Annotated in this window: 12 protein-coding genes; 5 read left to right on the top strand and 7 right to left on the bottom strand. The window is 60.3% G+C overall.

From position 1 onward, the window contains the following. Positions 1-2 precede the first annotated feature (2 nt). The 4 genes from ACJD00_RS12320 to ACJD00_RS12305 all read right to left on the bottom strand — a co-directional run bounded on the left by ACJD00_RS12320 (position 3) and on the right by ACJD00_RS12305 (position 7,197). Positions 3-1,808 (bottom strand): ABC transporter ATP-binding protein, encoded by a 1,806-nt coding sequence (locus tag ACJD00_RS12320; protein ID WP_418907235.1) that lies wholly within the window; start codon positions 1,806-1,808, stop codon positions 3-5. A 4-nt stretch (positions 1,809-1,812) separates the two neighbouring features. Next, positions 1,813-3,630 carry an ABC transporter ATP-binding protein gene (locus ACJD00_RS12315; protein ID WP_418907234.1) on the bottom strand — a complete coding sequence of 606 codons (1,818 nt, stop codon included), beginning with the start codon at positions 3,628-3,630 and terminating at the stop codon, positions 1,813-1,815. Between the two features lie 95 nt (positions 3,631-3,725). Next, the gene (locus ACJD00_RS12310; protein WP_418907233.1) at positions 3,726-4,679 is read right to left on the bottom strand and encodes a metallophosphoesterase; all 954 of its coding nucleotides are present in this window, start codon (positions 4,677-4,679) and stop codon (positions 3,726-3,728) included. A gap of 115 nt (positions 4,680-4,794) precedes the next feature. After that, complete coding sequence (locus tag ACJD00_RS12305; protein ID WP_418907232.1) at positions 4,795-7,197, bottom strand: transglycosylase domain-containing protein; 2,403 nt, start codon at positions 7,195-7,197, stop codon at positions 4,795-4,797. Positions 7,198-7,234: 37 nt separating this feature from the next. Between ACJD00_RS12305 and ACJD00_RS12300 the strand changes: the two genes are divergently transcribed. The 3 genes from ACJD00_RS12300 (at position 7,235) to ACJD00_RS12290 (ending at position 8,840) form a co-directional block, all read left to right on the top strand. Beyond that, positions 7,235-7,390: a hypothetical protein gene (locus ACJD00_RS12300; protein ID WP_309405900.1), complete on the top strand. Its 156-nt coding sequence runs from the start codon at positions 7,235-7,237 to the stop codon at positions 7,388-7,390. A 21-nt stretch (positions 7,391-7,411) separates the two neighbouring features. Next, positions 7,412-7,888, top strand: a complete 477-nt coding sequence (locus ACJD00_RS12295; protein WP_418907231.1) for a RidA family protein — start codon at positions 7,412-7,414, stop codon at positions 7,886-7,888. 88 nt (positions 7,889-7,976) lie between these two features. Next, the gene (locus tag ACJD00_RS12290) at positions 7,977-8,840 is read left to right on the top strand and encodes an NUDIX hydrolase (RefSeq protein ID WP_418909335.1); all 864 of its coding nucleotides are present in this window, start codon (positions 7,977-7,979) and stop codon (positions 8,838-8,840) included. 77 nt (positions 8,841-8,917) lie between these two features. On the opposite strand, the gene ACJD00_RS12285 is transcribed toward ACJD00_RS12290, so the two are convergent. Then, positions 8,918-9,595 carry a Crp/Fnr family transcriptional regulator gene (locus tag ACJD00_RS12285; RefSeq protein WP_309405903.1) on the bottom strand — a complete coding sequence of 226 codons (678 nt, stop codon included), beginning with the start codon at positions 9,593-9,595 and terminating at the stop codon, positions 8,918-8,920. Positions 9,596-9,797: 202 nt separating this feature from the next. Between ACJD00_RS12285 and ACJD00_RS12280 the strand changes: the two genes are divergently transcribed. Further along, positions 9,798-10,988: a MarP family serine protease gene (locus ACJD00_RS12280; protein ID WP_309405904.1), complete on the top strand. Its 1,191-nt coding sequence runs from the start codon at positions 9,798-9,800 to the stop codon at positions 10,986-10,988. Here ACJD00_RS12280 and aroQ read toward each other — a convergent pair. Next, on the bottom strand, positions 10,985-11,446 hold the full coding sequence (gene aroQ, locus ACJD00_RS12275; protein ID WP_418907230.1) for a type II 3-dehydroquinate dehydratase: 462 nt from the start codon (positions 11,444-11,446) through the stop codon (positions 10,985-10,987). The two genes, ACJD00_RS12280 and aroQ, sit on opposite strands and share 4 nt — an antisense overlap. A 210-nt stretch (positions 11,447-11,656) precedes the next feature. Between aroQ and ACJD00_RS12270 the strand changes: the two genes are divergently transcribed. After that, positions 11,657-12,241, top strand: coding sequence for a dihydrofolate reductase family protein (locus tag ACJD00_RS12270; RefSeq protein ID WP_418907229.1), 585 nt, complete (start codon positions 11,657-11,659; stop codon positions 12,239-12,241). A 238-nt stretch (positions 12,242-12,479) separates the two neighbouring features. Here the strand turns inward: ACJD00_RS12270 and acs are convergent, their stop codons facing one another. Continuing rightward, complete coding sequence (gene acs / locus ACJD00_RS12265) at positions 12,480-14,459, bottom strand: acetate--CoA ligase (RefSeq protein WP_418907228.1); 1,980 nt, start codon at positions 14,457-14,459, stop codon at positions 12,480-12,482. Positions 14,460-14,563: the final 104 nt, after the last annotated feature.

Genomic DNA, 14,563 nt, shown 5'->3' with positions numbered 1-14,563 from the left:
TCCTAGACCAGCGAGTCGCGCCAGGCTTTGTGTAGCGCGGCGAAACGCCCCTCGGCCCCGATCAATTCCTCAGGGGTTCCGTCCTCGACGATTTGCCCGTCATGGACCACAAGCACGCGATCGGCAATCTGCACCGTGGACAGACGGTGGGCAATGATCAGCGCCGTACGGTTTCCAAGCAAGGTTTGCAGACCCCGCTGCACGGCACGCTCGGAGGGGATATCCAGTGAGCTGGTGGCCTCATCGAGAATGAGTATGGCCGGATCTGCAAGGAAGGCTCGTGCGAAGGAAATGAGCTGGCGTTGTCCGGCGGAGACGCGTCCACCGCGTTTGTTCACATCCGTGTCGTAGCCTTCGGGAAGCTCGGTGATGAACTCATGGGCGCCCACCGCCCGCGCGGCAGCCTCGATATCGGCGAGGCTCGCCCCGGGGCGACCCAAAGCGATATTTTCGGCCACCGAACCGGAAAACAGGAACGCCTCCTGCGTCACCATAACCACGTGGCGGCGAAGCTCGGCATTGGACAGTTGCTCGATGGCCACCCCGTCCAGGCTCAGCGTTCCGGAGCGTAGGTCATAGAAGCGTGCGATAAGTTTCGCGAGCGTCGACTTTCCCGCGCCGGTTTGACCCACGACCGCCACGGTCTGCCCGGCCGGGATGTCGAGGCTGAAGCGATCCATGATTACCGGGCCGTCACCGTACCCGAACACGGCGTCCTTGAATTCGAGGTGGCCGGCGACGGTCTCGATGGACTTGGGATGCTCCGGCTCAACCACGGTCGGTTCCTCTTCCAAAAGGCCGGAAACTTTCTCCAACGCTGCCGTTGCCGACTGGAGCGAGGAGTAGAACATGGCGATGCCTTCCACGGGCTGGAAGACGCGCTTAGAGGCTAGCAGCAAGGCCACGAGCACACCCACGGCCATGCTGCCTTCCAGGATCCGGAATCCACCGTAGGCCAAGACCGAGGCCACCGCTAGGTTGCCGATCAGCATCAACCCCGGTTGCAGGATGCCGAAGAGGTTGAAGGAACGCACCGAGTTTTCGCGGTAGGCCTCGGCGATGGTCGTGTATTTTTCGTCGTTGCTCTTCTCCCGGCGGAAGGCCTTCACCGCGCGGATTCCGGTCATGGTTTCCACGAAGGTGGAGATCACCCTCGCCGAGACCACACGCGATTCACGGTAGAGCACTTCGGAGTTCTTCTGGTACCAGCGGAAAAGCAGCACCAGGGGAATCACGGCCACGCAAATCACCAGCCCGCTGCGCCAATCAAGAATGAAGATCGAGGCTAGCGTGAAGAGGATGAACACGCAGGACGAGGCCAGTTCGGAGACACCCTGATCGAGCAGCTCGCGTAGTGTCTCCACATCTGAGGTCTGCCGCGAAATGATGCGTCCCGAGGTGTAGTTCTCGTGAAACTCCAGGCTCAACCGCTGGGTATGCCTAAAGACGCGCAACCGTAGATCTAGGAGCATCGCCTGCGACATCTTAGCGGCACAGTTGATGTACCAGCCCAGAAGGACGCCACCGAGGATGGCGCAGAGGATGTAAGCCCCGCCGGCTAAACCAAGGGCCGCAAAGTCGCCTTGGCGTAGGGCGGGGAGGGCGTGGTCGATGGCATAGGCGATGAGCATCGGCAGCGCCACGCGTGCGGCGTTGGAAAGCAACACCAGCGTGACCGTGAGCGTCAGCAGCCGCTTCTGTGGTGCCGCGAGCTTGCCGAGCAAATGGAAGGAACGGCGACGCACGCTTTTACGCTGTTCGCGGCTGAGCGTGATGGCATCTTCGTTGGAAACTCCGGTGTGTTGCATCTGCTTAGACCTTCACTTCCATGCTCGAATCGTTCTCGTCCAGGCTGGCGATCACGTAGCGGTAATGTTCATTGGTGCTCATCAGATGCGCGTGGCTACCGACCGCATCGATTCGACCGTCACGCAGAACTGCCACCCGGTCGGCGAGCATCACGGTGGAGGGACGGTGGGCGACCACTATCGTGGTGGTGCCCTCTAGCACCTCACGCAACCGTGCACTAACCGCTTCCTCGGTCCGCACATCGAGGGCCGAGAGCGGATCATCCATCACGAGGACGCGCGGCTTGGCGGCGATGGCGCGGGCCAGAGCAATGCGTTGCCGTTGGCCGCCGGAGAGCGAGAGTCCTTCCTCGCCAATGACGGAGTCCACTCCTTCGGGCAGTTCACGGGCGAAACCCGCTTGTGCGACGTCCAAGGCCTCGTCGAGGCGTTGCTGGGCTGCGGTCTCATCTAACCCATCCTCGACACCCATGAGCACGTTCTCGCGGATGGAGGAGGAGAAGAGCGTGGTGTCCTCGAAGGCCACCGCGATGTGGGTGCGAAGCGCATCGAGATCCCATTCGCGGACATCAAGCCCGTCGATCAGTACGCTGCCGGCGCTGACATCGTGAAGCCGCGGCACCAGATTCAGCAATGTGGTCTTGCCCGAACCGGTGATACCGACCAGAGCCATGGTCTCGCCCGGACGGATCGAAAAGTCGACGTCTTGCAGAATGGGGCGGGCTAGACCCGCCTCGTCCGGGTAGCCAAAGCGCACATGCTCGAAACTAACGCGACCCTCGAGCTTCTCCGGCGTGCGCGGATTCTCTGGGGAGGTGATGTCATTGTGGGCGTCCATCACCTCGAAGTGGCGGTCCAGCGCAGTCTTCGTGGTGAGCGTCATGCCCAGCAGCATGCCCATGCCTTCCACCGGTCGCGCCAATACGGCCGCGGTGGCAAAGAATGCTACGAGCGAGCCCACGGAAATTTCGTCTCGAGCGCATAGCCAAAGTCCCAGAACCAGACCGATGCCGAGGACGACCTGTGGCACGGTGACAACTATGCCCAAGAAGCCGGCTAGGGTTTTGGCCTTTGTCAGTTCGGTTTCGCGAAGCGTTTGGGCCTGCGAGCTGAATCCTTCATACAAATGACGACCACGGCCAAAGGCCTTGATCACGCGGATCCCATGCACGGATTCTTCAACCGCGGTCGCTAGGTCACCGGCCTGATCCTGGCTCAGGCGACTGGCCGCCCGGTAGTCATTACGGAAGCGAAAGGCCTTGACGGTGATGGGGATCGCGCCCAGCAAGTACAGCAGGCCCAACTGCCAGGAGTGGAAGAACATGAGCGTCAGGCCGGTGATCACGGTGACCGTTTCCACGATGAGCATGATCGCGCCAAAGGCCAACCAGCGTCGTAGCAGCGAGAGATCCGACATGGATCGGGAGAGCAGCTGCCCGGAGCCCCAGCGTTCGTGGAATGCGACCGGCAAGCGCTGCAGGTGCTGATAGAAACGCGTACGGAGAGTAGTTTCTACTCGTGCGGCCGGGTTGAGCACAAATTGCCGACGCATGTAAATGAAGAAGGCTTCGAGCAACCCCAAACCCGCGACGATGGCCACGGCGATCCAGACCTGCTGGCTTGCCCCGCCGACTTGGAGCACCTCGTTGACCAACCAGGACAACACCTGAGGAATGACCAACGCGACGATACCGGCACCTAGTGCACAGAGGAAACCACCGAACAGCCGGGGGAGTACTGGCTTGACGAAGGGGGCCAGACGCCGCAAGGTAACGCGGAGCGTTGCCGGGGAGCTAGTTCTTGTCGTTTCTACCCGCGGCACAATACAACCCCTTGTCGATACCGAATTCTTTGATCGACAACTAGATTATCCGGAGTAGTTGAGAAAGTTCAATCGACAAATAGGGTTGCTGGTCCTCAGCTACGCGCGGTCAGCGTCAACAGTGCCGCCTCGGGGCGACAGGCAATGCGAACCGGTGCAAAGCGGGAGGTGCCGATTCCCGCGGAAACTTCCAGTGGGACTTCCCGTCCGGCGTATTCCCAGTACGTCAGTCCTCGGGCACGCCAGGTTGGCAGGTCACAATTTGAAACCAGCGCCCCGTAGCCGGGAATGCAGACCTGGCCGCCGTGTGTGTGCCCGGCGAAGATGATGTGGGCGCCCGACTCGGTGAACTCATCAAGCACTCGCTGGTAGGGGGCGTGGGTCAGGGCGATACGCACATGTGGGGCCTCGTGGCTTGTCGAGGACCCGGCGGGCCACCCCGCGAAGTGGTCGCGGTCGATGTGCGGGTCGTCGACCCCGGAGAATTCCAGTCGCATTCCTTGGAAGACGGTGGCGTAGTTGCGGTTGCTCATATCGATCCAGCCGGCGGCACCGAATGCGCGGTGCATCCGAGTGAAATCCAATGAATCACGTTCGCTAGGACTCGGGGTGCCCTTGGAGCGGGCAAGGTACCGCAGCGGGTTCTTGAGCTTGGGTGCGAAGTAGCAATTCGACCCCGGAACGAACAGTCCGGGGAACTGCATCAAGGGTTCGAGGGCATCGAGCAGGGCGGAAACACCGTCATGGTGGCTGAGGTTGTCGCCGGTGTTGATCACCAGATCTGGTTCCTCGGCCGCCAGCGACTGTAGCCAGTCGTGTTTCAGCTGCTGACCGGGCACCATGTGAATGTCCGAAAGGTGCAGGATCCGAAGATCGGCGCTGCCGCGGGGGAGGATCGGCAGAGTCTCGCGACGTAGTTCGAAACGCGATGCCTCGTGCATGCCGTATCCAAAGAGCGCACCGCCGACTGCGGCCGCGCCCGAGGCCACGAGCAATCCCTTGCCGGTAGCTTCGCGCAACGTGTTGAGGAAGTTCGCGTGTGCTGCCATGACTTTACCGTCATCGTCCTTTCAAGAGCCGTCACCCTAAGCCAGGTGCCACTGCCAATCTATGCCAAAGGCCGCACCCGAGAGAAATATCGGGCGCGGCCTTCAAACAAGTGAGTTAGCCGTCAGATTCTCGTTGAGATCCTTGGGCGCCACCCGAGTTATTGTGATTTGCCTGCCAGCCGTTGGTGCCGGAGGAGTCCTGATTGCCGTTGTTCCCAGCGCTCGCGGACTTCTTCTTCTCGCTCTTAGTCTCCGAAGTCGAGGACTTCTTTTCGCTCTTGTTGTCGGACTTAGAGGATTCCTTTTTATCGTCCGAGGATTCCTTCTTGCTGTCGCTCGATGACGACTTATCGTCGTCCTCATCGGTCTTCGGAGCGGGCTTTGGCTTCGGTGCCGACCGGGCACTGCCGAAGGACTTCTGCTCGAACTGACCCACGGCCTCTTCCATGAAGTCCACCCACAGTGGAGCGGCATAGGTCGAGGAGTCAACCATGCGTGGAGCACGCTTGTCGTTGATCATCGTGCCGTGCATCGCATTCTCTTCGGTCTCGTTCTGACCCTTCAGGCGGCCCACCCAAGCAGCGGTGGAAATACCGGTGGTGTAACCCACGAACCAGGTCGAGGTCGCACCGTTGTTGGTACCGGTCTTACCGGCGATGGTGCCTGGAACGCGACCCTTGGACACACGCTGCTTAGCGATCTTCTGCAACGTTCCGTTTAGGTCGGCAACGTACTGCTCTTCGACTGCCTGCGAGCAGGTCTCCTTCTTGATCTTGTAGGAGTTGCCCTTAGAGTCCTTGACCGAGGTCAGTGCGCGCGGTTCGCAGTATTCGCCCTTATTTGCGAAAGCAGCAAAAGCGGCCGACTGGCGCAGCGGGGTAATGCTGGCCGAGCCAATAATGAAGGACGGGTTGGTCGGGCTAATCGGAGTCGGCGTGTAGGTGCCATCCTCGTTCTTTTTACCCTTTTCGTCACGCAGTCCCACAGCTTCGGTGTAGCCAGCGATATTGCACAGGTCCAGCTTGGTGGCTTCCTGCACCGTAGCCGAGTTGATTGACCAGAACAGGCCGGTGTTCACGGGCATGGTTTTGTAGAAACCATATGAAGCATTCTTTGGTGTCCACTTGCTGCCGACGGTCGCTGTGCCGCCCGGCAGGCAGGACGCCTTGAACTTGTAACCCGGCATGAAGGTCTGCTTTTTCGCATTAATCTTGTCGTACATGCTGTGGCCTTCCTTCAGCCACGCCAGCGTCGTGTACGGCTTCATAGTCGAACCACCCTGGAAGCCACCAGCGCCACCCTTGGAGGCCTCAACGTTGAGGTTGTAGGTGGTGTTTCCACGCTTTGCGTCCGGATCGTAGTTGGTGTTCTGCGCCATGGCGAGAATATTTCCGGTGCCCGGTTCCACGGAAACGATGGAGGCGTACACATCGTCGTTGGACTTAGCGGTGGGGTCGATGGCCTTCTTCGCGTCCTTGTGTGCCTTCTTGTTCAGCTTCGCGTCCAAAGTGGTCTTGATCTGAAGGCCACCGCGGTAGAGCAAGTTACGACGGTCAGCCAGAGTCTTGCCGTATTCCTTGTCCTGCAAAATCAAAGCGGAGACGTAATCGCAGAAGTAGGCGTTTTCCTTGGCAGCCATGCAACCGGAACGCGAAACACTTGGCTTAGTGCCCAGATCCGACTTGACGGCCTTCTCGTATTCCTTCTTGTCGATCGCACCGGTGCGGTACATATTTGCCAGCACCTTATTGCGGCGATCTAGCGCGCGCTCTGGATTCGTGAGCGGGTTGTAAACAGTTGGAAGCTGCACCATGCCAGCCAACATGGCCGACTGCTGCAGGTTTAGATCCTTAGCGTCGACCGAGAAGAAGCGTTGAGCGGCAGCCTGCACGCCATATTCTCGGCCGGAGAACAATACGAGGTTCAAGTACCCTTCGAGGATCTCGTCTTTAGACATTTCCTTCTCGATGGCTACCGCATACTTCAACTCACGAATCTTGGCTGCATAGGACTTATCGCCGGAGACGGTATCGGCCTCTTCCCCCCGCATTTCGTCATTGTTGATCAAGAGGTTGTTGACGTACTGCTGAGTCAGGGTCGAAGCGCCTTGACGCGAAGACGACATTAAGTTGCTTACGAGGGCACGGGCGATACCTCGCGGGTCGATGCCGCTGTGCTCGTAGAATCGTTCGTCTTCCACCGACACAATTGCCTTGCGCATGTAGGGCGAAATATCTTTGAGCTTGACCGGTTCACGGTTCTGGTCATAGAAGGATGCAATGACCCTACCTTTTCGGTCTAGCACCTCGGAGGGCTGAGAGATAGGAAGTTTCTCAAAGTCCGACGGGAGCGCCGAAAAAATGTTCGAACCGGTGGTCAAACCGGTTTTCGCGATCGCTGCCACGGGCACAAGCATGCCGGCGGCGAGCACACCACATAGGGCGCTGATTCCAAAGAACGCAACGACTTTCCCCATGGTGGTGGCGGTATCAAAAAAGGGTGACTTCTTGGCTGCCATACCCACCAGTTTACAAGGACGCGATAACGTATCGGTTATGACTAACTGGGAATACAGAGTTGCACCCCTGCCACTGCACAATGAAGGCCTAGCGCTGAACAACTTTGGAGAAGACGGATGGGAGCTTGTTTCGGTCATTACCAAGGCCGAATCCGGTGCCCTGCTCGCCTTCTTTAAGCGCCCCAAGGACTAACACTACTTAAGGAGAAACTCCATGCAAGAAGCCACTTCTTCGCGGATCGAAGGCCGTCTAGCGGAGCTTGGTTTAAGCCTTCCTCCGGTTGCTAAGCCGGTCGCTGCTTACCAGCCGGCCATTGTGACCGGGAACTACGTCTACACTTCAGGTCAGCTTCCGCTGATTAATGGTGAACTCCCAGCCGTAGGAAAGGTCGGCGCCGAGGTTACGGCGGAAGACGCCAAGGCCCAGGCACGCACCTGCGCCCTGAACGCTTTGGCCGCGATTAAGGCCGAAATCGGCGACCTCGATCGCATCCAGCGCATCGTGAAAGTCGTCGGGTTCGTTTCATCGGATCCGAGCTTCACCGGGCAGCCGGGCGTAATCAACGGTGCTTCCGAATTCTTCGGCGAACTTTTCGGTGAAGCCGGTCAGCACTCGCGCTCCGCCGTCGGAGTATCGGTGCTGCCGCTAGACGCTGCCGTCGAGGTTGAGGTCATCGTCGAGTTTGCGTAGCACTTTCGGTCCGTCCGGCGCGCGGGGTGCGATTCGTAGCCCGCGCGCTGGGCTAACCAGACGGTACTTTGAATTGCCGCCGCAGCAGATGGCTGCGGCGGAGAATTGGTTTGCCTTCGGGGATCGGACTCCGCGTGCGGTCCGCCGCGCATCCTCCGTGGCGTTGGTCCGCGACGGAACCACTGGCGTGGAGACCTACCTCGGCTATCGCCCGGGCGCCTCTCCATTGGGTTCGGTGGCTTTTCCCGGAGGAAGCTTCGAGGCCAGCGATCAATCGGCGGACTACACCTGGTTCGGTCCGACCCTCTCACAGTGGTCCAAACGCCTGCGCGTGTTGGATCAGCAGGTGGTTCGAGCCCACCTTGTCTGTGCAATCCGTGAACTCTTCGAGGAGACCGGGGTCTTACTGGCCGGCACCGATGACCAGAGCGTCATCGAAATGACCGACCCGGAAGAATGGATGGAGTCCCGCGAAGCGATCGCGGTGCAGGACCTGACCTTTGACGATTTTCTGGCTCGGCGTGGACTCGGTTTGCGTACCGATTTGCTACGTCCCATTGGTCACTGGTTGAGCCCCAACTTTGCTATTCGGCGTTTTGACACCTGGTATTTTGCGGCCACCGTCCCGTTGCGCCAGGAGCCGAGCCTATTGCGCGCCAAGGGCCGTTGGGCGCGCTGGTGTAACGCTCAGGAGGTCCTGGCGCAGCGCACACAGTCCACCTTGGGTGACGAGGTCAATCAGGAAGACACCAAGGGACTGAATCTAAGCCAGATCAGCAATCCGGCAGTAGAGATCATGCTGGAGAAAATGGCCGATGCAAACGGTGTTATCGCCTATCTATCCCGTGTTCGAGCCCTCGACCTGAATCATCCGGGTCTGGTGGTTCGTGAAGGGAAGTATCTTCTAGATCTGACGCTGTCTTCGAACAGCGAGTCGCTCAGGCCAATCTAGAGGCGTGACGACATGAAAAGAAGGGAGCTACGGGCCAAAGCCCGTAGCTCCCTTCTTTGACAGTGAAGTGCCGCTACCTAGCGCGAGCGCTGGCGCAGACGCTGGATGTCGAGGATGACCACGGCGCGGGCTTCCAGTCGGAGCCAGCCACGCTGTACGAACTCGGCCAGTGCCTTGTTCACGGTTTCGCGGGAAGCGCCAACTAGCTGAGCCAGTTCTTCCTGGGTCAGCTCGTGGGCAACCAAGATGCCGTCGGTAGCCGGACGACCGAAGCGGTCTGCCAAGTCCAACAGTGCCTTGGCCACACGACCGGGAACGTCGGAGAAGACCAGATCGGCCAGCGACTCATTGGTGCGGCGCAGGCGGGCTGCCAGTGCCTGCAAGAGCTGGATCGAAACCTCTGGGGAGTTAACGATGGCCTTGCGCATGTTCTCGTGGCTCAGACCAGCCAAGCGAGTTTCCGATACGGCGGTGGCCGTAGCGTTGCGCGGGTGTGGGTCAAACAGAGCCATTTCGCCGAAGAGCTCACCCGGGCCGAGAACGGCGATCAGGTTCTCGCGACCATCGGCGGAGGTGCGGCCCAGCTTGATCTTGCCGGAGACGATGAAATAGAGACGGTCGCCCTGGTCACCCTCGCGGAACACAGAGGCGCCGCGGGAAAGGTCAACCTCGGTCAGTTCTTCGGTCAGCGTGGCAAAAACTTCATCACCCAGCGACGCGAAGAGCGGTGCACGGCGCAGAACCTCGATATCCAATTAAATCTCCTGTCAACATGTAGTAAGCGCTCACTTCATTGTGCCGTATCAAGTAACAATGTGACAGTTTCCACACGGTTTTTCTAGGCAAATGTTGCGAATCACTCAAAAACCACGGGATTGCTCCGCGTGACTCAGTATTCCGTCAGCCTGTCACTGTACCGTGGATTTTAGGAAGCATATCAATCGAGATGGAGTTTGGGTGCCCGTAGTTTTTAGCTGGCTGGACGCCGTCATCTTTGTCGTACTGCTTGGGTTTTTCATTGCCGGTGTTCGCCGTGGTTTCATCCGGACCCTCGGAGATATGCTTGGCCTGATCGCCGGTGGTGTGGCGGCTTTTTTCGCCATCCCGATTGTTTCGACTTTTGCCGAGAATCCGTGGTGGCGTGTCGGATTAATGATCGGTACGGCCGCGGTATTGATTCTGCTGGGGCAGTGGTTCGGCCGCGTCATCGCCACGGCCATCCGACGCTGGCTCAACTTCGACATCTTGCGGGCGGTGGACGGTCTGGCCGGTGGAATTATCTCCGTGCTTATTACCGCCACCGTGATCGGTGCACTAGCCTTCTCGGTCTCCAGCATGGGTATGCCTCGACTCTCTGCAGAGATCGGCGACTCACGGATGATCGACATGATTCGCAAGGCCACCCCGGATGCCGTGAATCGCGCGATCTCCAACGCTCGTTCGGCGGTCTTGGCTGAGACCATTCCCACTATTCTCGAACCCTTCGCCCCTCCGGTACAGCCAGTTCCGGAGGGACAGTGGAAAGCCACCGACGCGCAGTTGGCGGCTAAAGACTCCTCAACGAAGATTTCCGGTACCGCGATTCAGTGTGGCGTAAACCAGACCGGTTCCGGGTTCGTGGTGGGAAACCAATTGGTGATGACCAATGCCCACGTTGTCGCCGGCCTGAGCAGCGCGACGGTAGAAACCGAAGATCGTCGTATCCACCGCGGTTACGTGGTGTACTTCGATCCGGAAACCGATATTGCCTTGCTCCGTGTCGAGGGACTCGAGGCTCCGGCGCTACCTATCGCCCAAGAAGACTTGGAGCGCGGCGATTCCGCCGCTTTCCTCGGCCACCCCGCCGGTGGTCCATTCCAGATGGGTGGAGCGGTCGTAGCCTCGCAGGCGAAGGTAAGTCTGGCCGATATTTACGGTGAGAATCCGCGCGCAATTTCGATCTACCAGCTGACCGCCGAAATTCAGCAGGGAAATTCCGGTGGCCCCCTCGTCAACGAACAGGGACAAGCCGTAGGAATGATTTTCGCCAAGTCGCGCAATGACGCTGAGACCGGCTTCGCCTTGAGCCTAGAGGAGCTCGAGGAGGCTCTGGACGCGGGCGCGCAACGCACGCGCGCCATCAACACCGGTGGGTGCATCAGCGACTAAGCGCGCGGTGAGGCCTCGCTGAGCAGGTCAATCAATTGGAGCGTGGCTAGCCGGTACCCATTGATGCCGGCACCGATGATGATGCTCGAGGCCACGGGGGAGACGAAGGAATGGTGGCGCACCGCTTCGCGGCGATGCACGTTGGAGATATGCACCTCGATCACCGGCAAATTCACCGCTGCTAACGCATCGGCAATTGCCAAGGACGTGTGCGTGTAAGCGCCGGGGTTAATAATGATGCCGCGGGAAGTGTTTCGGGCCTCATGGATGGCGTCAATCAGCACACCTTCATGATTGGACTGCAGCGCGTTCACACCGTAGCCAGCCGCCGCGGCCGTTTCGGTGACCAGATGTTCCACGTCATCTAGGGTGCTGGCCCCGTAGATGTCCGGTTCACGGGTTCCCAGTAAGTTCAGGTTCGGCCCATTGAGTAGCAGGATGCTCGGTGAATCGCTCATGGGATAAATCTACTGTGCCGTGAGTTGTTGCGTGTGCATCGTGACGCGCGCCGTTCTAGGACGAGCATTCGTCCATGGGTGTTGTCTCCACTTGGGCCTTGCTAGGCTGTCGCGTACCCAACCGGACTATGTGAGCGTAGTATCGCGGTCCCGCCTGTTGCATGACGGCCAATTGGAAAGCCCCGCGGCGCCCAGGAATGGAGAAGACCGATGGGACAACTCATCGTAGTGGCCGCATCAACGGTGGATGGATTTGCGGCCGGGAAAGACGGAAATGTTTTTGAAATGCCGCTCGATTTCGGGTTCGATCGGTACAACCTCGAACGTATGCGCCAGGCGAGCACCTTACTATTGGGCGCGCGAACTTTCGGTGGCGCGCGGAAGTATTGGCCCTCGGTAGCGATTGACGCGGCGGCTCCGCCGGAGGAACGGGAGATCGCCGCGCTCTATGACCGGTTGCCTAAACTTGTCGTCTCCGACCATCTTGCGCCTGCCGACGCCGCACCGTGGGAGGACAGCACGCAGGTGATCGGTCGGGCCGACGCAGTGTCGGCGGTCGCCGAACTACGAGCAACCGGTGCCGGAACGGTTCTGGTCTTCGGTAGTTTCACGCTCTGGCACGCATTGTTGAACGCCGAGCTGGTCAATGAAATCCATCTGCTCATCGGCCCCGGATCGCTGGGCAACGGTTTGCGTGTCTTCCCGGCCGATCATGCGCATCGGTTCGAGCTGCTTGCCGTTGAGAAACTGGTTGACTCGCAGTTGGTTGCCCTGCGCTACCGGGTGGTCGGGTAGTCGATTGGCCGAGGCGACTGCCGGCGCGATCTTCGCCAAGCTACCGCGAGATCTCTGGAACATCTACCTGTGATGTGGCGCTACAAGCCCATCAATAACGGCCCACTGCTTGGAGAGTGCACGGCTCTCGCAAAAGCCTGCTCGCTTTAAACTGACCGCGTGGAAGGATACGAGCGCACCACGCGACCGAGCCCCCGCCGGAGATCTCTGGCGGGGGCTCGGTCGCGGTAGAAACGTGTTACTTGCGCAGGGTGTCGGCGATCTGCGTCATAACCGTCGAGTCCGAGAGCGTGGTGGCATCCCCGACCTCGCGGCCCTCGGCCACGTCCTTGAGCAGGCGGCGCATGATCTTGCCCGAACGCGTCTTGGGCAGTTCGGGGACCACCAGCACGTGCTTCGGCTTGGCGATCGGGCCGATGTCTTTGCCCACATGGTTGCGCAAGGTGGCCACCACATCTTCGCCCTCGGCTGGTTCGGTCCGCAGGATCACGAAGGCCACCACGGCCTCTCCGGTGGTGTCATCCTTGGCACCGACCACCGCGGCCTCCGCCACGTACTCGTGGGCGACCAACGAGGATTCGATCTCGGTGGTGGACAGGCGGTGACCGGATACGTTCATCACGTCATCCACTCGGCCGAGGAGCCAAATGTCGCCGTCATCGTCTTTCTTGGCACCGTCGCCGGCGAAGTACATGTTCTCGAAGCGGGACCAGTAGGTGTCCTTGTAGCGTTCCATATCGCCCCAGATGCCGCGCAGCATCGAGGGCCATGGCTCGCGGATGACCAGCAGGCCACCTTCGCCATTGGCGACCGGCTTGCCCTCATCGTCGACCACATCCACGCTAATGCCGGGCACCGCGACCTGGGCGGAACCGGGCTTGGTGGCCGTCACGCCGGGTAGCGGGGCGATCATATGCCCACCGGTTTCGGTCTGCCACCAGGTGTCCACGATCGGGGTGGGGTGTTCCTTCTTCTGGCCGTTGGCTCCGTTATTCGAGCCGATCACCTCGCGGTACCACATCCATGCTTCGGGGTTGATCGGTTCGCCCACCGAGCCCAGCACGCGCAGCGAGGAGAGGTCGTAGCCATCGGGAATTTCGCGTCCCCACTTCATGAAGGTGCGGATGGCGGTGGGGGCGGTGTACAGGATGGAGACCTTGTACTTCTGCACCAGTTCCCACCAGCGGCCCTGGTGCGGGGTGTCCGGGGTGCCTTCATACATCAGCTGGGTGGCACCATTGATCAGCGGGGCGTAGGTGACGTAGGAGTGGCCGGTCACCCAGCCAATATCGGCGGTGCACCAGTAGACATCGCTCTCGGGGTGCAGGTCGAAGGTGTCGCGGTGGGTGACCGCGGTCTGGGTGAGGTAGCCACCGGTGGTGTGCACGATGCCCTTGGGCTTACCGGTGGTGCCCGAGGTGTAGAGCACGAACAGCGGGTGCTCGGAGTCGTGCGGCACCGCGGTGTGCTCGGCCGAAGCGGCGGGCACGACCTCATGCCACCACTTATCCAGCTTCTCGTTCCAGGCGACCTCTTCGCCGTTGCGCTTGACGACCAGCACGTTCTGGACGCTGTGCCCCTCGGCGGCCAGTGCCTCGTCGACGGCCGGCTTCAGCGGGCTGGGCTTGCCGCGGCGGTAGGTGCCGTCGGAGGTGACCACGAGCTTGGCCTCTGCGTCATCGATGCGGCTGCGCAGGGCGTCGGCGGAGAACCCACCGAAGACCACCGAGTGAATGGCACCGATGCGGGCGCAGGCCAGCATGGTGATGACGGCTTCGGGGATCATCGGCAGGTACACCGCCACGCGGTCACCCTTGCCCACGCCGAGCTCCTCGAAGGCATTGGCGGCGCGCTTGACCTGCTCGGTGAGCTGGGCGTAGGTGTAGCTGGCGGTGTCCCCGGGCTCGCCCTCGAAGTAAATGGCCACCCGGTCACCCAGACCGTTTTCGACGTGCCGGTCCAGGGCGTTATAGGCGGCGTTCAATTCGCCACCGACGAACCACTTGGCCACCGGGGCGCCGGACCAGTCCAAGGTTTCGCTGAAATCCTTGTCCCAGGTCAGTACGCTACGGGCCTGTTCGGCCCAGTACCCGAGGCGGTCGGCCGAGGCCTTGGCATAGGTGTCCTCGCCGGCCACCGCCTGGGCGCGGAACTCGTCGCTCGGGGGGAACGAACGGGTCTCATTCGACAGGTTGTCTAGGGTTTTTGCTTCACTCACCGGTGATCGCATCCTTCCGCTTCGTCGCTCAAAGTGCTCTGTGACTAAAGTTACACGCCGTGCCGGGGCGGCGCCGATTTATGTCACGCCCAGCCGTGTCAGAG

Source organism: Glutamicibacter endophyticus (assembly GCF_048457885.1).
GTDB lineage: Bacteria > Actinomycetota > Actinomycetes > Actinomycetales > Micrococcaceae > Glutamicibacter > Glutamicibacter endophyticus.
This window is presented reverse-complemented; position numbering and strand designations above follow the sequence as displayed.